The organism is Agarivorans sp. Alg241-V36 (genome assembly GCF_900537085.1).
Taxonomy (GTDB): Bacteria; Pseudomonadota; Gammaproteobacteria; order Enterobacterales; family Celerinatantimonadaceae; genus Agarivorans.
This window is the reverse complement of the sequence record NZ_UNRE01000003.1, coordinates 220,264-239,801: the sequence shown is the minus strand read 5'-3', so window position 1 is coordinate 239,801 and position 19,538 is coordinate 220,264. Positions and strand designations below refer to the sequence as shown.

The 19,538-nt window shown below is 44.6% G+C and carries 18 protein-coding genes; 10 read left to right on the top strand and 8 right to left on the bottom strand.

The features are described from left to right. Positions 1-70: 70 nt before the first annotated feature. The 5 genes from G6R11_RS08455 to oppF all read left to right on the top strand — a co-directional run bounded on the left by G6R11_RS08455 (position 71) and on the right by oppF (position 5,618). On the top strand, positions 71-1,699 hold the full coding sequence (locus G6R11_RS08455) for an ABC transporter substrate-binding protein (protein WP_163132642.1): 1,629 nt from the start codon (positions 71-73) through the stop codon (positions 1,697-1,699). A 99-nt stretch (positions 1,700-1,798) separates the two neighbouring features. Further along, positions 1,799-2,719, top strand: coding sequence for an oligopeptide ABC transporter permease OppB (gene oppB, locus G6R11_RS08450; protein WP_163132641.1), 921 nt, complete (start codon positions 1,799-1,801; stop codon positions 2,717-2,719). A 9-nt stretch (positions 2,720-2,728) separates the two neighbouring features. Further along, entirely contained in the window at positions 2,729-3,637 is a 909-nt protein-coding gene (gene oppC, locus G6R11_RS08445) for an oligopeptide ABC transporter permease OppC (RefSeq protein ID WP_163132640.1), read from the top strand. A gap of 15 nt (positions 3,638-3,652) precedes the next feature. Continuing rightward, positions 3,653-4,627 (top strand): ABC transporter ATP-binding protein, encoded by a 975-nt coding sequence (locus tag G6R11_RS08440; RefSeq protein ID WP_163132639.1) that lies wholly within the window; start codon positions 3,653-3,655, stop codon positions 4,625-4,627. 1 nt (position 4,628) lies between these two features. After that, positions 4,629-5,618 carry a murein tripeptide/oligopeptide ABC transporter ATP binding protein OppF gene (oppF, locus tag G6R11_RS08435; protein WP_163132638.1) on the top strand — a complete coding sequence of 330 codons (990 nt, stop codon included), beginning with the start codon at positions 4,629-4,631 and terminating at the stop codon, positions 5,616-5,618. Between the two features lie 93 nt (positions 5,619-5,711). Here oppF and G6R11_RS08430 read toward each other — a convergent pair whose 3' ends face one another. From G6R11_RS08430 to G6R11_RS08410, 5 genes are all read right to left on the bottom strand, one after another. Then, positions 5,712-6,194 carry a DUF6653 family protein gene (locus G6R11_RS08430; protein WP_163132637.1) on the bottom strand — a complete coding sequence of 161 codons (483 nt, stop codon included), beginning with the start codon at positions 6,192-6,194 and terminating at the stop codon, positions 5,712-5,714. Between the two features lie 46 nt (positions 6,195-6,240). Further along, the gene (locus G6R11_RS08425; RefSeq protein ID WP_163132636.1) at positions 6,241-6,816 is read right to left on the bottom strand and encodes a YdeI family protein; all 576 of its coding nucleotides are present in this window, start codon (positions 6,814-6,816) and stop codon (positions 6,241-6,243) included. Between the two features lie 11 nt (positions 6,817-6,827). Further along, a complete protein-coding gene (locus tag G6R11_RS08420) occupies positions 6,828-7,241 on the bottom strand; it encodes a hypothetical protein (RefSeq protein ID WP_163132635.1) in 414 nt (137 codons plus the stop codon). A 67-nt stretch (positions 7,242-7,308) separates the two neighbouring features. Next, a complete protein-coding gene (locus tag G6R11_RS08415) occupies positions 7,309-8,268 on the bottom strand; it encodes a 3'(2'),5'-bisphosphate nucleotidase CysQ (protein ID WP_163132634.1) in 960 nt (319 codons plus the stop codon). Continuing rightward, positions 8,261-9,259: a phosphotransferase gene (locus G6R11_RS08410; RefSeq protein ID WP_163132633.1), complete on the bottom strand. Its 999-nt coding sequence runs from the start codon at positions 9,257-9,259 to the stop codon at positions 8,261-8,263. Before G6R11_RS08410 ends, G6R11_RS08415 begins: the two co-directional genes overlap by 8 nt. Before the next feature lie 273 nt (positions 9,260-9,532). Between G6R11_RS08410 and G6R11_RS08405 the strand changes: the two genes are divergently transcribed. Further along, entirely contained in the window at positions 9,533-12,733 is a 3,201-nt protein-coding gene (locus G6R11_RS08405; protein ID WP_163132632.1) for a diguanylate cyclase, read from the top strand. Positions 12,734-12,858: 125 nt separating this feature from the next. Continuing rightward, complete coding sequence (locus G6R11_RS08400) at positions 12,859-13,869, top strand: MBL fold metallo-hydrolase (protein ID WP_163132631.1); 1,011 nt, start codon at positions 12,859-12,861, stop codon at positions 13,867-13,869. A gap of 47 nt (positions 13,870-13,916) precedes the next feature. Here G6R11_RS08400 and G6R11_RS08395 read toward each other — a convergent pair whose 3' ends face one another. Beyond that, positions 13,917-15,296 (bottom strand): glycosyl hydrolase family 8, encoded by a 1,380-nt coding sequence (locus tag G6R11_RS08395; RefSeq protein ID WP_163132630.1) that lies wholly within the window; start codon positions 15,294-15,296, stop codon positions 13,917-13,919. A 394-nt stretch (positions 15,297-15,690) separates the two neighbouring features. Between G6R11_RS08395 and G6R11_RS08390 the strand changes: the two genes are divergently transcribed. The 3 genes from G6R11_RS08390 to G6R11_RS08380 all read left to right on the top strand — a co-directional run bounded on the left by G6R11_RS08390 (position 15,691) and on the right by G6R11_RS08380 (position 17,605). Further along, the gene (locus tag G6R11_RS08390; RefSeq protein WP_163132629.1) at positions 15,691-16,566 is read left to right on the top strand and encodes a WYL domain-containing protein; all 876 of its coding nucleotides are present in this window, start codon (positions 15,691-15,693) and stop codon (positions 16,564-16,566) included. An 8-nt stretch (positions 16,567-16,574) separates the two neighbouring features. Then, positions 16,575-16,793 carry a DUF6500 family protein gene (locus G6R11_RS08385; RefSeq protein WP_163132628.1) on the top strand — a complete coding sequence of 73 codons (219 nt, stop codon included), beginning with the start codon at positions 16,575-16,577 and terminating at the stop codon, positions 16,791-16,793. Between the two features lie 149 nt (positions 16,794-16,942). Then, positions 16,943-17,605, top strand: a complete 663-nt coding sequence (locus tag G6R11_RS08380; protein WP_163132627.1) for a cation transporter — start codon at positions 16,943-16,945, stop codon at positions 17,603-17,605. 82 nt (positions 17,606-17,687) lie between these two features. Here the strand turns inward: G6R11_RS08380 and G6R11_RS08375 are convergent, their stop codons facing one another. Both G6R11_RS08375 and G6R11_RS08370 read right to left on the bottom strand, forming a co-directional pair. After that, positions 17,688-18,065 carry a hypothetical protein gene (locus G6R11_RS08375; RefSeq protein ID WP_163132626.1) on the bottom strand — a complete coding sequence of 126 codons (378 nt, stop codon included), beginning with the start codon at positions 18,063-18,065 and terminating at the stop codon, positions 17,688-17,690. A 459-nt stretch (positions 18,066-18,524) separates the two neighbouring features. Beyond that, complete coding sequence (locus tag G6R11_RS08370; RefSeq protein WP_163132625.1) at positions 18,525-19,415, bottom strand: NAD(P)-dependent oxidoreductase; 891 nt, start codon at positions 19,413-19,415, stop codon at positions 18,525-18,527. Positions 19,416-19,538: the final 123 nt, after the last annotated feature.

Sequence of the window (19,538 nt, the reverse complement as noted above, 5' to 3'; positions counted from 1 at the left end):
TCATGTAAAGTGAATGGAAATATCACAGAAGACTAAAATTACAGTTCGCTGTGTCAATATGGAGATGAAAATGAAAACTGCTAAAACCCTCGCGGCTAGCCTAGTTAGCGCCGCAATCCTAAGTTCTTTCACCACTGCCTCTTTTGCTGCTGATGTTCCAGCTGGCGTTAAACTTGCCCCGGTACAGGAATTAGTACGTGGTAACGGCACCGAGCCTGCTTCTTTAGACCCTCACAAAACCGAAGGCGTGCCAGAATCAAACGTGATTCGAGAGCTTCTAGAAGGTTTAGTAAACCAAGATGGCGACGGCAATTTGGTCCCTGGTGTGGCTGAGTCTTGGGAAACTGAAGACAATTTAACCTTCGTATTTCACCTTCGTAAAGACGCTAAGTGGTCAAATGGCGATGCCTTAACAGCCCACGATTTTGAATATAGTTTCAAACGTGCAGTTGATCCTAAAACTGCAGCGCCTTATTCATGGTACCTAGAAATGACCACCATGGTGAACGCGGCAGCCATTATTAACGGCGAGAAAGACGCTTCTGAATTAGCGGTTAAAGCGCTTGATGACTACACCCTAGAAATTAAACTAGAGCAGGCGCTACCTTACTTTGTAGCGATGACCTCACATACCACCTTAAAACCAGTACACCGTGCTACCGTTGAAAAATTTGGCGATAAGTGGACTTTACCAGCCAACTTTGTTGGTAACGGCGCTTACAAAGTAGCTGAATGGGTAGTGAACGAAAAAATCGTTATGGAGCGTAACGAGAACTACTGGGATAACGACAGCACTGTTATCAACAAAGTGACTTACTTACCGATTGAAAACCAAGTTACCGATATGAACCGCTTCCTAGCGGGTGAGATCGACATGACTTACGAAATGGCCAATGAGCACTTTAAGCGCATGCAAAAAGAGCAGCCAGATTCGTTAAAAGTAACGCCTTACTTATGTTCTTACTACTACGGCTTTAATAACAAAAAAGCACCATTTGATGATGTTCGCGTGCGTAAAGCCTTGTCTTACGCCATTGACCGTGACGCAGTAGCTAAGTTTATTGTGGGTAAGGGTGAGCTACCTGCTTACAACTTCGCACACCAAAAAGTGGCCGGCCTACAAGTAGATACGCCAGATTACGCAACTTGGTCGCAAAAAGAACGTAATGCTAAAGCTGCTGAGCTGCTAGCCGAAGTGGGTTACGGTAAAGACAAGCCTCTAGAATTTACCTTGTTATACAACACCAGCGAAAACCACAAGAAAATTGCCATTGCGGTAGCCTCTATGTGGAAGAAAACCCTGGGTGTTAAAGTAAACCTAGAAAACCAAGAATGGAAAACCTTCCTAGATAACCGCCGTAACGGTAACTACGATGTAACCCGTGCCGGCTGGTGTGGCGATTACAACGAAGCCTCAACTTTCCTATCGTTAATGCAAAGCAACAATGGTAACAACGACCAGTTCTACAACAGCCCAGCTTATGATGGCTTTATGAATGCTGCTATGACAGCGGTTGATGATGCTGTTCGTGGTGATAACTACCGCCAAGCAGAGGCACAACTTGCTCAAGATATGCCGCTTGCTCCTATCTACCACTACGTAAATGCGCGTTTGGTTAAGCCAACTGTTGGTGGCTACCCAATGAATAACGCTGAAGATAAAATTTACACTAAAGATCTATACATCATCGCCAAATAGTTGATGGTTTTTTATAAGGCACCTTATGCTTAAGGTGCCTTATTTTGTTGTTAGCTAAGTTAGTTAAATCACAGCAATAAACATAAGCTGGAAAATCGAATGATTAAGTTCATCTTAAAACGAATGCTAGAAGCAATACCGACACTGTTGGTATTGATTACTATCACCTTCTTTATGATGCGTTTTGCCCCGGGAAGTCCCTTCTCTGGTGAGCGCTCACTCCCGCCTGAAGTATTAGCCAACATTGAGGCTAAATACGGTTTAGACAAACCGGTACTGGAGCAATACTTCTCCTACTTAGGCAACTTGGCACAGGGCGATCTTGGGCCATCATTTAAATACAAAGACTACACCGTGAACGAATTGGTGGCGCAAGCCTTGCCGGTGTCAGCAAAAATTGGCTCTATCGCCTTCATTTTTACCGTGTTGATGGGGGTGTCGGTTGGCACGCTAGCAGCGCTTAAGCAAAATACTTGGATGGACTTTAGCATTATGTCCACGGCCATGGCCGGGGTGGTGATGCCTTCCTTTGTATTAGCGCCCACCTTGGTTTACATCTTCGCGATCAAGTTGCAATGGTTGCCTGCAGGTGGCTGGAACGGAGGGCAGTGGCAATACATCATTCTACCGATGTTGGGTATGTCCTTGCTCTATGTGGCTTCGTTTGCGCGGATTATGCGCGGTAGCATGATTGAAGTATTAAGCTCCAATTTCATCCGCACCGCCAAAGCCAAAGGTTTGCCATATCGCCACATTATTGTTCGCCATGCACTGCGCCCAGCCTTGCTGCCGGTCGTGTCTTTCATGGGGCCGGCCTTTGTAGGCATTATTACCGGCTCGGTGGTGATTGAGACCATTTTTGGCTTACCAGGCTTTGGTAAGTTGTTTGTGAATGGCGCACTGAACCGTGACTATTCCCTAGTATTAGGACTGACCATTTTGATTGGTACTTTTACTATCGTTTTCAACGCGATTGTAGACATCTTGTATGCCTTCATCGACCCTAAAATACGCTATTAGGAGGCTGCCATGTTAGACAATAAACAGAACAGCGACGCTATTAGCGAATTCGCAGATAAGTTAGAAATTGAAGGTCGCAGCTTGTGGCAAGATGCGCGAATGCGTTTCATGCGTAACCGCGCCGCGATGGTAAGTTTAGGCATATTGGTATTTATTACTCTGTTGGTTATGTTTGGCTCTCACCTTAGTGAGTTTGCCTTTGACGACACCGACTGGGGCGCAATGCACAATGGGCCATCTATTGAAAGTGGTCACTACTTTGGCACCGATTCCTTAGGCCGGGATATGTTTGTACGCACCTTATTAGGTGGGCAAATTTCTTTGCTGGTAGGTGTGATGGGTGCCTTTGTTGCGGTGCTAATTGGAACGCTGTACGGCGCTACCTCGGGCTTTTTAGGCGGCACAGTAGACAGAGTAATGATGCGCTTGCTAGAGATTCTTTACGGCATTCCATTCATGTTCTTTGTGATTTTATTGGTGACCTTTTTTGGCCGTAACATCTTTTTAGTGTTTGTTGCCATTGGCGCAGTATCTTGGTTAGACATGGCACGTATTGTTCGTGGCCAAACCCTTAGCCTTAAAAATAAAGAGTTTATTGAAGCCGCAGAAGTGTGTGGGGTTTCAAAGTGGAAAATTATTACTCGCCACATTGTGCCTAACGTACTAGGTATTGTTGCGGTATACGCCACCTTGCTGGTACCACAAATGATTCTTACCGAATCCTTTCTAAGCTTCTTAGGTTTAGGTGTGCAAGAGCCAATGACTTCATGGGGAGCTTTGTTGCAAGACGGTTCGCAAACCATGGAAATCGCAATATGGCAGCTGTTATATCCAGCCGCATTTATGGTAGTCACGCTGTTTAGTTTTAACTATGTAGGCGACGGTTTACGTGATGCCTTAGATCCTAAAGATCGCTAAGGTAGGGGCAGAGTAATGAGTTTATTAGATGTGAAAGACCTTCGCGTAGAGTTTTCTACCCCAGAAGGCAGCGTAACCGCAGTGAACGATTTAACCTTTTCACTGGAAGCAGGCCAAACCTTAGGCATTGTGGGTGAATCTGGCTCAGGTAAAAGTCAAACAGCCTTTGCCTTAATGGGGCTGCTAGCGAAAAATGGTACTATTTCCGGCGAGGCCTTGTTTAATGGCCAGCAGGTACTTAACTTGCCAGAGCAACAGCTAAATGCGATTCGTGCCGAGAAAATCTCGATGATTTTCCAAGATCCCATGACCTCGCTAAATCCCTACATGAAAGTCGGCGAGCAGTTAAAAGAAGTATTGCGTTTACACAAAGGCATGAGCAATCGCGAAGCCCATGTTGAAGCCGTGCGTATGCTAGATGCGGTTAAAATGCCTGAAGCTGAAAAGCGAATGGCGATGTATCCGCACGAATTTTCTGGTGGCATGCGTCAGCGAGTAATGATTGCCATGGCCTTGTTGTGTAAGCCACAGCTATTAATTGCTGACGAGCCAACCACCGCTTTAGACGTAACCGTGCAAGCGCAAATCATGACTTTGCTTAACGAGCTTAAAAGTGAGTTTAATACCGCTATTATTATGATTACCCACGATTTGGGTGTAGTAGCAGGTATTTGTGACAAAGTATTGGTGATGTACGCAGGCCGCACCATGGAATACGGCAGCGCTAAAGATGTATTTTACCAACCGAGTCACCCTTATACCGAAGGTCTGTTAAAAGCGATTCCGCGTTTAGATACCGAAGGCGAAATATTACCTACTATTCCGGGTAATCCACCAAACTTGCTTAAGCTTCCGCAGGGCTGTCCATTCCAAGAACGTTGCCACAGAGTAAGCGATCACTGTCGCCAGCAAACACCTGAATTAAGTACTTTTGCTAATCAGCGTCAGCGTGCTTGCCACAATGATTTCCACTTAAGCGGAGGCCAATAAGATGAGTGATAAAGCCTTATTGCTTGATGTGGTGGATTTAAAAGTCTACTTCAAAATTAAGAACAACAAAGGTTTACCTTGGGCGCCAGCAGCTACTTTAAAAGCAGTAGACGGCGTATCACTAAAACTCTATCAAGGTGAAACCTTAGGCGTTGTTGGTGAGTCTGGTTGTGGTAAATCTACTTTCGCTCGCGCGGTGATTGGCTTAGTGCCAGCCGAGGCAGGTAAAGTAGTGTGGTTAGGTCAAGACTTAACTAGTTTGCCACACAAAGAACTGCGTGAAAAACGTAAAGAAATTCAGATGATCTTCCAGGATCCGCTAGCGTCTTTAAACCCGCGCATGACGGTAGGCGATATTATCGCTGAGCCCTTACAAACCTTTTACCCCAAGCTGAGCAAAGCAGAAGTAAAGCAGCAAGTAAAAGAGATGATGACCAAAGTAGGATTATTGCCTAACGTAATTAACCGTTATCCGCATGAGTTCTCTGGTGGTCAGTGTCAGCGTATCGGTATTGCGCGCGCTTTGATTCTAAAGCCTAAGATGATTATCTGTGATGAGCCAGTATCTGCACTGGATGTATCGATTCAGGCGCAGGTGGTTAACCTACTTAAAGAGCTACAGGCAGAAATGGGCTTAAGCCTTATTTTCATTGCTCACGATCTTTCGGTAGTTAAACACATCTCAGACAGAGTATTGGTAATGTACTTGGGTAATTCGGTTGAATTAGGCACGGCTAAAGCCTTGTTTGATAAACCTACTCACCCTTATACCAAAGCCTTGATGTCGGCGGTACCCATTCCAGATCCAGACTTGGAACGCAATAAAACCATCGAGTTGTTAGAAGGGGATTTACCTTCTCCCATCAATCCGCCATCGGGTTGTGTATTCCGCACCCGTTGCCCTATTGCCACAGAGCAATGCGCTAGCACTAAACCTGCTTTATTGGGGAGTGATGAGCACTCGGTAAGCTGTTTACACACCTCTGTGTAGTTGCTTTAACTCGTTGATAAAAAGCCAGGCTAGTCCTGGCTTTCTTGTGAGTGGATTTGGGCTTTAGCCTAGAGCAAGGCGATTTGCCAAAGCTTACTGAGTTGAACTACTTGATTCATAAAGCCAAACCATCCGATCTAAAAACCACATTTTAGTTAGATAGATGTAGATGACGCCTTGAAATGTAAGGTTTAGGTTTAAGCTCCACAATCCATAAATCAATACTAAACCACTTAAACACTGTAAGGTATTTAGGATAATAACGGCCTTGGCGTGAGAGCGGGGAATAGGCTGCTCTTTGCGTTTCATTAATATCCGCTCGCCTAAAACTGCTTTGGCTGTCCAGTTGTCGTAATTCTTGGGTTTGGCAAACAAGGTTGGATTGAGCCACAGCCAAACCACAAGCATGGATATTGGAATCAAACAGTACCAGCCTATCCAAACTCGAGACCAAATGCTTAATACAACAAATGGCAGGGTTGCAAATCTGCTCCACACCGACCAAGGGTTGGCATGTTTCAACCAGCTGTCATCGTTAGCTAAGAATAACTTCGATATGGTTTTATCTAGTTCCAAGAGAAGCTCCTCAATTATGCAGCTCGGTTAAACCAGACACTAAAAGCTAAGTCGGCTTTTGGTTACGAGCGAGTAAATCTAAGTATTTGGCAAAGCGCTTTTGTCTGGTTTCGGGCTTTTTGGCGCTAAGCAAGCCGTGGGCAATTACATAGCGATTTGATTTAGTGAGTGTTGCATAAAACTGTTGCGCACTAGGCTCAAGTTGTAGTGCTGTTAAGAAGTCTTCGGGGACTTCCATTTCACTCACCGAGTAGGCGTTCTCCCATCTTCCATCAGCTTTAGCGGCATCTACATGTGATAAGCCAAAGGAGGTCATTCGGCCATCTTGGATTAAACGCTCTACATGTTGGCGGTTTCTTTTCGACCAGTTGCTACGAGGTTTTCTAGGGGAGATCCTTTGCAGATAGCTTTGCTCATCAACAGACTTTTTGATGCCGTCAATCCATCCCCAGCACAGCGCTTCAATCACAACATCATCCCAAGTAACACTTGGCGTAGCAGTGTGCTTCTTGAATATCTTTATCCACAATTCACTTTGGTTTGCGTGATTGTCTTCAAGCCACTTACTAAGTTCTTGTGACGTAGCAAAGGCGACTACTTTACTCAAATTGGGATCTGGCATCTTATTTTGTCTTATAGAGGCTTGTATGGTTTAGAGGATGGTGAGTTTAAGCGCTGCGATATGTCTTCTGCAGCTTGTTTTAACCGGCTAAAGTCTCGTTGCTTAATACAACGACAAATCGGCACTTCAAAATCACCGGTTTCGTCCACTGCTTTAAATCCGGCTCGCAGCTCATATCGTCTAAAAGTAAAAAGTGCCCATAAAAGCCCAAGGCCAAACAGAAAAGATGCAAAATAAGACGCTAGCACGGGAGCTGAATACGCACCAATCCAGCCTATAGTGGAAAAAGACAGCGCACAAGACATAAAGTGTAAGCACTGATCCTTAATACTTAAGGGCTTGGCTGATACAGAATGTATTCGCGATAGTTTATATTCATCTTTCCCTTTAACAACGAGGGTGTTGTTTCCTTTAAATTCGATCAATCTGACTCTTCCTTTGAGTATGAAAGCTTTGCGCTATGCCGCTAAATCTGCTGTTTTCGTCACTTACCTAAACATCACTAAACTGTTGGTTTAACTCTAAGGCCAGTACTTGTTTCGCTAAGCTTGAATTACTGGCAAAGAGTATGCCTTTTAGGTTCATAAAGCTGCTTGGGTTGTTAAGTTCTAAGGCGTGGCCGTTGCTGTCACTTACCCAAACGTCGCATCCTTGGGCGATGCTCGCGCTGGCGGCAAAGTCCCAAATACTACCGCCACCTTGGGTGCGTTTCGCCAGTTTTAAATAAAGGGCGTCAGGCTCGCTGATTACAGAGCAAGCGTTTACTACGGCTCCAGCACTACTTAAAACTTGCAATTTAGAATAGCCAAGGCGTTTGGCAAGTTGCTCTAACTGCTGCTTAAGTTGTTCAAAATAAGGGAGTTTAAGGCTGCTTCTATCGCAATAAAAGTTTAGCAAGGTGGAGTCTATATCTTTTAGCTTGCTTGGTTTTTTCTGCTTAAAAGTAAGCTGCTGTTTAAAACTGGTATATTGCTGAGAGTCGGGATTAAAGTAGCTATGGTAAAGGGTGTCACTAAAGGGGAGGTAGCATAAGCCCAGAAGGGCTTGGCCGGCTTTGTTGACCAAAGCTATTGATATCGCATAACCATCGCTGCCTTCGATAAAGGGCAGAGTGCCATCTAAGGGGTCGATTGCCCAAAAGGCTTCACAATGAAAGCGCGGATGTTGTTCTAAATCGAAGCCCTCGGTATTTTCTTCGGCGAGAGTTGCTAGTTGATGCAGCTGAGAGATTGGCTTAAGCGTGTTGAGAATCATCCTTTCACAGTGTCTGTCTACCTCGGTAACCACCTGTGCACTTAAACTTAAGTCTTGAGATTTGTGTTCTACCTTTAGCTGCTCTCTTGGGTAAGCTGCAATGTATTCACCAGCTTGCTTGGCGGCGTTTATGGCTACGCTAACAAACTGTTGCATTTGAGCAGAGCTAAAAGGGCAGTGTATCTTGTGCTTAGTCATTGTCACTTCCTGCCAAAACCTTGAGTGCTAACTGGGTTTGTTGGTGGCTGTAGCTGTTTAGTTTCCAGTGGCCGGGGCTCCAGCCTTGCAAAAAGCGTTCAAAGTCAGCCCAAGAAAACGGATATAAGTCACGCCATTGTTGCTCTAGTTTTGCGACGTTAACATCAGGAATAGCATAGTGTTCAAGGGCTTGTTGCAGCATTTTAAAGTAGTAGTCAATAATGCTTTTTTCTTGCTCAAAACACTGTTGTTCACTGAGGCAGCTGCCTATGAACAAGGCCAAGTCTTGGATGCCACAACCCTTACCTACGTATTGAAAATCGACCGCGGCTACTCGGCTTAGTGCTTGATTAAAGCAAAAGTTAGCCAGCTTGGCATCTCCATGAATAAGGCAAGAGTAGTCACTTGATTGCAAGCTTTGGTCAATCGCTAAAGCGGCTTGTTTTAATGGTGACTCGGCCATGGCGGCTAGCTCGTCGGGGCGGGTGGCTAGATGCCAGTAGCCCCCTTGTGCCCACAGTGAAGAGGCTGAGCGTTGTAAAAAACGGGCATGAAAATAGGCTAACCAACGAATACAAACAAAAGCTTGCTCTATGTCTATTTCATGTTTTACTTCGCTATAACCCAGGGTTTGTAGGTCTTCCAATACAATGCTTTGCTGTCCATTGAGCTGGCTTGAGTCGATGAGCTGAGGCACATAACAGTGCTGGTCACAATCTTGGGCAAACTGCTGATACCAAGCTAGTTCAACTTGATAAGAATGAACTTTACGTTGGTGAGAACGAGCAGTATTCCATCCACGCGGGTGCTTAGTTTGCTCTGGAAAAGCGATATTTTTAACCACCAAGCTTGGGCGAATACCCTGTTCAAACTTCACTCTAAGTAGTTCGCCATAACCACCCCAAAGTGACTGAATAGTTACGACATCAGAAATGCTGCTAGCTTGATTGAGTTGCTTAAGTTTTGCTTGTTGTTGGTGAGTTAAAGACATTAAAATAGCGCTGCTTAGTATGAGAGCTTATGGTACGACATGCGAGTGGATAATATCGAGCTATTCGCTGATATTTTTGAGCAAGAGAGCCTTGCTTAACAGGTCTTTGTTGGTATTTATAGTATAAGAATATTGACCAACTTATCAGATTTTGCCTTATCCCTGTTTGTTAACGATTTTCCCGCCTTTTTATGTGACCATCTTGGCAGCGATAAATAGGTAAATAAATTAGTATATCAGCGGTAAATTTAGCCTAGGAGGGCGATTTCAACCATGCCCCAGATGGACAGTTTTGCAAAACGTTTGTCAATTGATTGGCAGCGTACCTTAGGTGGATCAACCAGTTTTAGTTTTTTCCAAAGCTCAGATTCCGATAATTTAGCCCGTTGCACCTCTGATTTTGCAGAACAACAAGGCGTTCCTCTGTACATGATAAGCCTCAACAATTTGAGTGCTTACTCTCCTTACAGCGCGTTATTTGCGCTGCTAATTCGCCGTTTCGAGCAATCTAACTATAGTGCTGAAGAGCTAGCCGCTAGTGTTACTGATTTTGTTCCACTACAACAAAATTTGTGTGCCATGTTTAAAGGCGAGCGTTTTGAGCGCAGCGAGCTGGTGTTAGTTGACGATCTTTATTTCGAACAGCAGTCTATTGAAAACGCGATTATCGCGTTGGTCGCTAAGTTATTTGTTGAGCCTGCGATTGTGGTAGTAAGTGGCTGGCATTTTGCCTCTGCTTCTGCAATTAAAATAATGCAAGCTTTAGTCGCTAATCAGCTGAGTATTCCAGTGTTAGTGCTTACCTCCGTAGATACCCAATATGCACTGGCTAATCGCCAAGACGATGAAGCTTGGGAAGGTTTCTTAGATTGGTTAGATGACACCACCTTATTGCACAAGGTGCCTGCTAGCCAATCTCCGCTAAAGGTTCACTGGCAATATCGAGAATGTGTAAAAAGTGCTGAAACCTTAGTAGCAGAAAACATCGCATTTATGGCCTGGCCAGAGGCGGAAGTTGCTGCCCGTTTAATGCTAGATAGCTCTGATTTAGAAAGCAGCTTAAAAGTAAGGCTGCAGCTATTCTTGGCAGAAGCCCTGTTGTATCAAGGTGAGCTGAATGCCGCGGTAACAGAATTAGAGCTTCTTCAAGTTTTCCAAGAGTCTTTAAACAATACTTACGACAAGGTACGGCTGTTAAATTTGCTCAGCGTTACCTTGGTGCAACAGCAGAGCTTTGAAGAAGCAATGCAATGCTCAGAAGCAGCCTTAGAACTGGCGGGTCAAGCAACCAATGGTCACTTGGTCGCGCAATCCTTATTCGTAAACTTTTACGCTCATGATAAATCATCTACGCCGCTAAAGTTGGCTGAGTTTGCCCATTTAGACAGTGAGTTACAGCAATACAACATGGATTGCTCACGGCTATATGCCCTGCGTAACTACTATACCTACCTACGTTTTTATGAAGATTTAGATTCAAAGATTGCTTTAGATTTTACTCAAAAAGCGCTAAAGCTAGCGCGCCGAATTGGCCATCGACAAGGTATCGCTGCAAGCTATCATAGCAAGGGCATTATTTACTCTTATATTAGCCGTTACAATGCCACCTTCCGCTGTTTTGGTGTTAGCTCGCGTATTCGCGAAGAACTTGGTGAAGCCAGTGAACGGGTGCGAATGTATAACGGCACCGGCTACTTTAATACCCTCTTAGAAAAATACCCAGAAGCTCAAGAACAGTATTTGGCCGCTTACGATATTGCTAGGCACACCGGTGACTACTCTGAGTTGGTGGTGACTTTGTATAACTTCGCTTGGCTATATTTTTGCACCCGCGATTACCAACAAGCTTGTGATGTATTGGAGCAGCTAGTAAGAATTTGTCGAATTAGACAAATGACTCACTTCCCTTTTAGAAACCTCTACGACGTATTTAGCTTAAAAGGCTTTTGTCATTCTAAACTCGGCGAGCGTGCTCGCGCCCAACAATGTTTAGAGCGTATGCAAGGTTTGCCTTTTAAGCCCTCTGGCACTGGCGCATTTTTAAAAGCCTTGTTACAAGGTGCGCTCGAGGTGGTAGATGGTCGCTTAGATAAAGCCGAAGAGATTTTCGAAGAAGCACCAGCGCTACTTGGCGAAGTAGTCGACATGGATAGCCGTTTGTTGCCGCAGTGCAGCACCGAGCTATTAGAAGTGTATAGCCGCCGCGGTAAATGGGAAGCCTGTGATAACTTGCTGAACAATAGCCTAGCCATGTGTGAAGTGCTTATTTTGCCGCGATTCACTGAAATTTTTAATGACATAAAAACCACCATTGATAAGCGCGAAGTGTTTTATGCCAAAGATATTAATAGCTATCAGCTAGCGCCTATTCACCTTAATCTTGATGATTTGGTTCGCAGTGCTAAACAGGATACTCAGCTCCGCCAAGTGCAGCAGCGTTTAAGAGAAATGCAGCTCATTAGTCGCATGCAATCACTGCCTGAGCGCTTTGAAAGCACTATTGATTTAGCGGTTGAAAGCTTAAAACTGGTTTGTGGTAACTTTACCGTGCAAGTAGGCATGGTGCATCATTTAGATAGCGAAGGTTGGCAAGAATGGGCACATGTAGGTAAATTGCTTAGCAAAGAGCAAGTAGAGCAATACTTAGCACATATGAAAGATAACCAGAGTACTTGGATAAACAATAGTTTTAGTTCCAAAGGTGAAGATGGAAAACGTGCCACCTATAACTCGGTCGCTTGTTTGCCTATATTTGTTGATGAGCATTTATACGGCGCTTTAACTCTTTGTAACTTTAACAGTAATCGATATTTTGACCGCCAAGACCAAGATACGCTTAACCTAATTAGCCGCCAGTTAGGCAGCCAATTGCAGCAGCTTAAGCACCGAGAAAACCTGCTTAAGATGTCTACTACCGACTCGCTTACTGGGTTGCTCAACAGACAAGCATTGTTGGCGCGTTTAGAGCAAGAGCTGGTGATGTTTGAGCAACAGGCTGGCACTTATCACTGTTCTTTGGCCTATATCGATTTAGATAACTTTAAGATTGTAAACGACTTACTCGGCCACGATGTTGGCGACAAAGTACTGTCGGCTTTCTCAGATTTGTTAGTAGATACCATGCGTGCTGGCGACATTGTTGCCCGCTGGGGAGGCGACGAATTTGTGGTGGTATTCCCCAGCGCTAAACACGATCAAGCAAAGCTTACCGCTGAGCGTTTACTAGCCAATTTGCACAAGAAAAACTACTTCAAAGATCAGTTACGCGCATGGGCTGAAAAACCAGATTTGGTGGATAATTTACCCGATCTTAGTTGCTCAATTGGTATTACCGATTGTGGTGGCGTAGAGCACAGTGACTTAAACGAGGATTGGTTACTCAAACAAGCTGACCGCGCCTTATATCGTGCTAAGGCTGAAGGCAAAGGGCGAGTGAGTGTAATGAGTTTAAGTAAAGAATATGAGTTGGACTAAATAAAGCCGTATCACGAAAAAGCGCTGGTAAACCCCAGCGCTTTTTTATTGTTTAGCAACTTGCCAAAGCTTGTGGCTAGACACTAGAGTGAGTTTTCTTGGAAAAGATTTAAGGGATGTAAAGCGTGAAGCTATTTGTAAAATTGTTGATTTTGGCCGCGGTGGGCTTAGTTATTGCCTGTAGTTCCTCGGATAAAGAGTATCAAAATAACCATCTTGAGCCGATCGCTAAAAACCCCTTTAAGTTTCTTTATGTTCGCTTTTTTGGCGATACGAAATGGTCTGATCAAGCTGCCGAAGCTCACCGCGTGCCGCGCCAAGATGTTGATGTGGAACTGCTTAATAATAGTCATGCTGGCACTAAGGTGACTTGGTTAGGTCACTCCAGCTTTTTGGTGCAATTGCCAGAGCTAACTTTTCTTACCGATCCGGTTTTTAGTGAGCGAGTATCGCCAGTAAGCTTTGCCGGACCAAAACGTTTAGTGCCACTCACCTTTAATCCAGAAGAACTACCTAGCGTGGACTTTGTGGTTATTTCTCATAATCACTATGATCACTTGGATAAAAAGGCCATTGAGCACTTCGGAAATTCTACCCATTATTTTGTGCCAGAAGGCTTAGGCGTTTGGTTTGAAAAAATGGATATTGAACCAAGCAACATTACCGAACTACCTTGGTGGGGCTCGCAGCAAAAGGGTGAGGCCTTGGTAACCGCTACACCTAGCCAACATTGGTCGGCACGAGGCTTGTTTGATCGCAATAAAAGCCACTGGGCCAGTTGGCTCATTGAGTTTAACGGCAAGCGTTATTGGTTTGCTGGAGATACCGGCTATAACCCTTATGATTTTAAAGAGATAGGCGAGCGAGCAGGAGAAATCGATCTGGCATTTATTCCTATTGGCGCTTACTCACCACGTGGCTTCATGAAAGACCAGCACGTTAATGTTCCCGAAGCGATAAAAGTGCATCAAGATGTAAAAGCCAAACTGTCTATTGGCATGCACTGGGGAACTTACCCGCTTACTGCAGAGCCGGTGATGGAGCCCGCCGAGCTGTTAGGAGATTTAAGTAGCTCCGAAGCTGCGTCGGCACCGTTTATTACCATGAAAATTGGCGAGACCTTGGTCATGGACTAGGGTTATACCGCTAAATTAACCCTAGAATTCAAGCCTAACACTCAAGCCTAATTTAGTGCTGGCTTATAGGCATTGCCGGTGAGAGTAAGTGCATATAAAGCCGAAAGCGCCATGCCGTAGTAATCGTTATTGGCGTTTTCGTAACCGTTAGCCCCAATGTTCCAAGGTAGGCTGCCATTTAAGGTTTCATCCACCCAATGCTCGGTGTAATCGTTGGCATTGTCTGGGTACCAGTTATAGAGCATTGCGGCTACCGCAAATCCTCCAGAGAAAGAACGCCCGTTATAACCAGCAGAGTTTCCAGTGGCTTGGGAAATATCAGCGTTAATATCGGCAATGCCGCCATTATTGGAATTATTTACCAAGTCATTGATTAAGCGGCGTGTCCAGTCTTGCGACTCACTGCTTCCATACCAGGCGTAGTCCATGGTGACGCGCCAAGGAATACGTGAAGCATCAGAGCCATAGTTGGTGCTTCTGCCGGTAACCGCGCTTCCATCTAACTTCATCCAATCTGGAACAAAGGTTTTATCCCCATTTGGACCAGCTTTTTGTTTGTCGAGTAACTTGCTGTATAGATCGCGCGCAGCTGAGTTCCAGCGGTCATTAGCATTTTTTACCGAGCTGTCTACCGCAGCTACCTCCGCAAAGTAACGAAAGAATGCCGGTATTGAATAAGAGGCATCAATTTCATCATTACATGGGTCGAAGTTAGACTTTTGATAAGGTTTTACCACCCAAGTACCGCCGTCATCAGCGCACCAATGCAACCAGTTATCGTGCAGTTCGTTTACAATGTGAATCGCCTCTGCGCGATAATCAATATCGGGGTTGTCCCATTTATCCGCGGCAACAAACAGTGCCATGGCAATATCAATATCACCATCGGTGGCTGGGCCGCCACCACCCGCGCCAAAACAGGTTTGGCTTTGGCCAACAATGCCATAACAAATATCGTTGGTTACTGGCGAGGCATTGCTCCACACTAACCAAGGCATTAAATCAGCATTGTTATCATCTAAGGCTTTTCTATAAAACCGAAAGAGTTTATCGAAGCGAGTTTTGTCATCGCCATAAGCGGTAACTAGCATTCCGTAACCCATACCTTCAGAGGCGGTTGCGTAAGCATCTTTACTTACGTTGCCACTGCCATCCCGCAACGCACCGCCCGAACCCCATTTAACTCGTGCCATGTCGGTACCGGCATTAACGATATAGTTGTCGACAAAACGGTTATATATGCTGTTCAGTTCTGATGCATTAATCGCAGTGTCGTTGGGAAGCAATATACCTCCCCAATATCCAGAATTGGCTAAATTCTGTTTGCTTAATGCGGCACTGGCCGAAAAGCTGGCGCAATTTAACATCAATGCTGAGCCGATTATTGCGCAGCTTAGCAATGGGCGCGTAGTTGAAAAAACTGTCATTGTTCATCCTTACAATTGATCATTATTATTTTTGTTAGCGCTAACAGTGATAGTTTATATTTTGTGCTGGGCAAAAAATGCTCAGAACCAGCTTTGGACTTAGTGAATGTGATCTAGATGTGTGACATTGGTTGATGGTAATTTGCTAAGTTCTTGATAAAAATAAATTAGTTTATTTCATGGTGCTTGCTGATTTTGCGAGGCAGAAAGCTTTATGGTGAAAAATAGCGACCTAATTTGTGAAAAATAGTAATTGCTCAGCGCGCTTTATGATGCTTTTTACAGCTTAAAATAGGCCAATGTCACAGGCATGTTTATACCTAATCAAAATGATTGCCTATGCCTAAGGTGCTTGTTAGTATTTGTCTTTTCGAGATGAATAGAGCGAAGCAAAATGGATTTGAATGAACTGAACCATGGACAAAGAAGCCGACTGGCCTTTATTGATTTTAGCCTAGAGTATTTTGGCGAAGTGAGTAGAGCCGACTTAATTAGTCGATTTCAAACAGGGCTTGCTGCTGCTACCCGCGATCTCGCTAGCTATAAGCAACTTGCGCCTAATAATGCTTTTTTAGATCATAAAGCACGCAGGTATTTACGCAGGGATCAATTCTCTCCTTTGTTTTCTCATAATCCAGAAGCGATATTAACGGGTCTGTCTCATGGTTTTGGTGACGGCTTATCATTTCCGCTAGAGCCTAGTGATACCTGCTTTGATGCGGTTAGATTGGTGCATCCTAAGGCTGATTTTATTGCCTCTATTATGCGTGCTATTCATCACCGCGTACCGCTAAAGTGCAGTTATCTGTCTATATCTTCCGGCGAAAGCAGCCGGGAAATAGTGCCTCACAGTTTAGTCAATAATGGCCACCGCTGGCATGTTAGAGCTTTTGACCGAGTCAGTGGTAGCTTTAGAGATTTTGTATGTACTCGCTTTACCCAATTGGAAGTTCTTGATCAGTCAATTGCCACGCTAGAAGCGCGCGAATACGACAAACAATGGAATCACATTGTTGAGTTGGAGCTGGTGGCTCACCCTAGCTTGCATTACCCACAAGCCATCGAACTTGATTATGCGATGCATGAAGGGGCGCTTAAACTTGAAGTACGCGCTGCGCTGGCGGGGTATTTATTACGCCAATGGAATGTTGATTGTTCCAAACAACACAGTTTGAGTGGTGGCGAATACCAATTGGCCTTAAAAGACAGCAAGGTACTGGCAAATGTATCGGGCTTAAACATTGCGCCAGGTTGGCAGTTGCAGGAATAACAAAGATTATGAGAGCAAGCTTGCGCGCCCATATTATTAAGGTATGCCAAAGCAAAATTGAGGCTAAAGGTAGTAATGTAGGTTTGTCTTTCTACGCGTTTTTTGCCAATAAAAATGATAAGCCCGAGTTGCTAATGGAAGCCGCCAGGTGGTGGATAGAAACTCACCAGCTCGATCATTTTGAAAAAGCCCACAAGATTAAAGCCTTAGTTGAGTCAGAGAATTAAGGCACATTACTAGGTTTGCGTTTTGGCTCTCTACTGCTGATTTTGCAGCGGAGAATTTGGCTTGAATGTGGGTTATTTAACCACTACAATAGCGAACTTTTATTATTTGATAGAAGGTTATGATGCCAAAAGGCGTCATAAGTAGTTAAATGTTTCGCTCCGCTGTATCAGAAAAAACGCTGTTAAGTTTTTCTAGTTTTTCCTCCTTTTTGTTTGCTTTACTCGGTATCAGCCTTGGTTTTTGGGCCGGTTCTTTAGTGATTGTATTTGATGGTGCCTATTCTTTGGTGAGTCTAGCGTTAACGCTAGTTTCATTGGGCTCTCTAGCGTTAAGAAAACACCCTGTATTTGAAGAACAGCCCAATAAAGCGCTAATGATAGAGCCGGCTGTGGTGGCCTTCAAAGGTTTAGCGATTAGTGCTATGTGTTTGTTTTCATTTGGATCTGCAGTATTGGCCATAGTAAATGGTGGCCGCGATGTGGATACCGGTTTAGCCTTGGTGTTCGGGCTGATTAATGTTGTGGGCTGTATAGCGACTTATCTGATCCTCACAAGAGCGAGTAAACAGTCGCTGCTGCTGGATGCAGAAGCGAAACAATGGTTAATGGACAGTGTAATAAGCGGGGCGGTGTTGCTTGGCTTTGTTGTGGCGATGCTATTAAGTAAAAGTGCTTACGCCGCATTTGCAGTATATGCCGATCCGGCAATGGTGATTATTGCCTCAGCCTATTTTGTCTGGGTACCGCTTAAAATGACCCTTCGTGCGTTAAATCAGTTGAACAGTATTAGAAAGCTTGAATTTAGTTACTAGCTACGATTGCGCTATGTATACATAGCGAATCACTAGTGAAAGCAAAAGGCGTAAAGTTATTACTTACGCCTTTTTTATTGGCTTAGTTGCTGTAGCAGCTGTCCCAATCACCGTAGTTTGCGTCGCCAGCAAGTACTTGCAACTCAACCTCACCCAGTACTTTTACAATGGCAGCATTGGCCAGTTCAATCACTGCGTCTAGCTCTGCTTGCTCAGTGAAGAAGTTAATGGCTACATGATACTGCTCGTTAAAGTAGGCGATAAATAGCTCCCAGCCTTGCTGCTGTTGAGTATTAGCTAACTCTGCATCTACTTCATCAAATTTTTCAATGTCTGCTACGAAGCGGATTTCGGCACAGGTTTGTGCGAATGGTCCAATCGCCATCTTTTTTAAGTGGCGGGCTTTATGGTGGCTTTTAACTTGTGGTTTGGCTAAATCAGGAACAGAGATAACAGTCATTTTAAGTACCCAGTGGAAAATAGTAATTGGACTCGGCTTGGCAATATTTTTATGCCATGCCGTTTGAGCGCGAGCTTAGTCTAGCTGCAGCATTGGCGCAAGCTAAAGCTGAAAATCTAGCTGTTTTTGTACTAGCATAAATCACTGTACATCAAAGCTTACAGTCAAGTTTTGCCAATTGAGCTTGCTTTGCCTGAGATGGGTTAACATTAGACAGTGCTAGCGAAAAAGTTGTCAGTTTGAGCCGCTGCGCTAGGCAAGACAGATGCAAGCATGCTGGTAGACACCATACTTACTCCCTTGGTGCTGTTGCGGGTATGTGTTGTCGTGCTCTTTTTCGTTTTTTGAACTTCTATTGTTTTTAAGTATTCACGTTCTCGCGTGACTCCCACCTAAGGCCTCTGGCCTTAGGTTTTTTTTATCTGCAGTTTGCTGCTTGATTAAGCAACGAGGGGGCAATTAGCGCTGTTCGTCGTCGAACTGTTTGATAAGTACAGAAGTATCGGCGCGAGCATAGCCACGCTGTTGTAACTTGGCATATTCATTATCAACTTGTTTGGCTAATGGTAAGGCAACACCCAGTTTGTCTGCTTCATCAAAGCATATTGCTAAGTCTTTTCTCATCCAATCAATGGCAAAACCAAAGTCAAACTCATTGGCTGTCATGCTGCTGGCTCGATTGCTCAGTTGCCAGCTTCCCGCTGCGCCGTGCTGCAGCACCTCTACAACTTTGTTGATGTCTAGCTTAGCGGCACCTGCCAGCTTTAGCGCTTCTGATAAACCTTGCAAGATACCAGTAATACAAAGTTGATTGACCATTTTGCAGCGCTGACCATAGCCTACGGGTCCTATTAAGTTAACGGCTTTGGCATAGCAATCAAAAACGGCTGCTACTTTGCTTAGGGTCGATTGTTCTCCGCCTACCATTACTGTTAGGCAGCCGTTTACTGCACCGGCTTCACCACCTGATACCGGTGCGTCGAGAAACTCTAGCTGATGGGCTTTGGCAGCAGTAGCTAGCTCGCAGGCAATCTCTGCCGAAGCGGTGGTATGGTCAACTAAAATGCTGCCTGACTTTGCTGCGCCAATAATGCCTTGTTCGCCAAGGTAAACCTGCTGCAAGTCTTGGTCGTTGCCAACACAAGTTAATATTAGGTCTGCTTGGCTAGCGGCTTCTGCCGGGCTAAAAGCTTGTTTACCTTGATACTTGGCTAACCACTTTTTAGCAGTGGCACCGGTACGGTTGTAAACCACCACTTGGTAGCCTTGCTGGCTTAAGTGACCCGCCATTGGAAAGCCCATTGTTCCAAGACCAATAAATGCAACGGTGGCTTTAGTTACTGTAGTCATCATGTCTTCCTTTACCCTAAGAGCAGTTAAGTGGCTAACACCACAATATGACAAAGAGGTTTACATTGAACTAGTTCAATGTAAACCCAATATCAGTTTGGGCTCAAGCCACTAACAAATTGA

Bases quoted from the DNA above. Each gene is read 5' to 3' on its own strand.
- oppF (WP_163132638.1), top strand. From the start codon at position 4,629: ATGAGTGATAAAGCCTTATTGCTTGATGTGGTGGATTTAAAAGTCTAC.
- G6R11_RS08405 (WP_163132632.1), top strand. From the start codon at position 9,533: ATGCCCCAGATGGACAGTTTTGCAAAACGTTTGTCAATTGATTGGCAG.
- G6R11_RS08380 (WP_163132627.1), top strand. From the start codon at position 16,943: ATGTTTCGCTCCGCTGTATCAGAAAAAACGCTGTTAAGTTTTTCTAGT.
- G6R11_RS08455 (WP_163132642.1), top strand. From the start codon at position 71: ATGAAAACTGCTAAAACCCTCGCGGCTAGCCTAGTTAGCGCCGCAATC.
- G6R11_RS08390 (WP_163132629.1), top strand. From the start codon at position 15,691: ATGGATTTGAATGAACTGAACCATGGACAAAGAAGCCGACTGGCCTTT.
- oppC (WP_163132640.1), top strand. From the start codon at position 2,729: ATGTTAGACAATAAACAGAACAGCGACGCTATTAGCGAATTCGCAGAT.
- G6R11_RS08375 (WP_163132626.1), bottom strand. From the start codon at position 18,065: ATGACTGTTATCTCTGTTCCTGATTTAGCCAAACCACAAGTTAAAAGC.
- G6R11_RS08395 (WP_163132630.1), bottom strand. From the start codon at position 15,296: ATGACAGTTTTTTCAACTACGCGCCCATTGCTAAGCTGCGCAATAATC.
- oppB (WP_163132641.1), top strand. From the start codon at position 1,799: ATGATTAAGTTCATCTTAAAACGAATGCTAGAAGCAATACCGACACTG.
- G6R11_RS08370 (WP_163132625.1), bottom strand. From the start codon at position 19,415: ATGACTACAGTAACTAAAGCCACCGTTGCATTTATTGGTCTTGGAACA.
- G6R11_RS08425 (WP_163132636.1), bottom strand. From the start codon at position 6,816: ATGCCAGATCCCAATTTGAGTAAAGTAGTCGCCTTTGCTACGTCACAA.
- G6R11_RS08385 (WP_163132628.1), top strand. From the start codon at position 16,575: ATGAGAGCAAGCTTGCGCGCCCATATTATTAAGGTATGCCAAAGCAAA.
- G6R11_RS08410 (WP_163132633.1), bottom strand. From the start codon at position 9,259: ATGTCTTTAACTCACCAACAACAAGCAAAACTTAAGCAACTCAATCAA.
- G6R11_RS08415 (WP_163132634.1), bottom strand. From the start codon at position 8,268: ATGACTAAGCACAAGATACACTGCCCTTTTAGCTCTGCTCAAATGCAA.
- G6R11_RS08440 (WP_163132639.1), top strand. From the start codon at position 3,653: ATGAGTTTATTAGATGTGAAAGACCTTCGCGTAGAGTTTTCTACCCCA.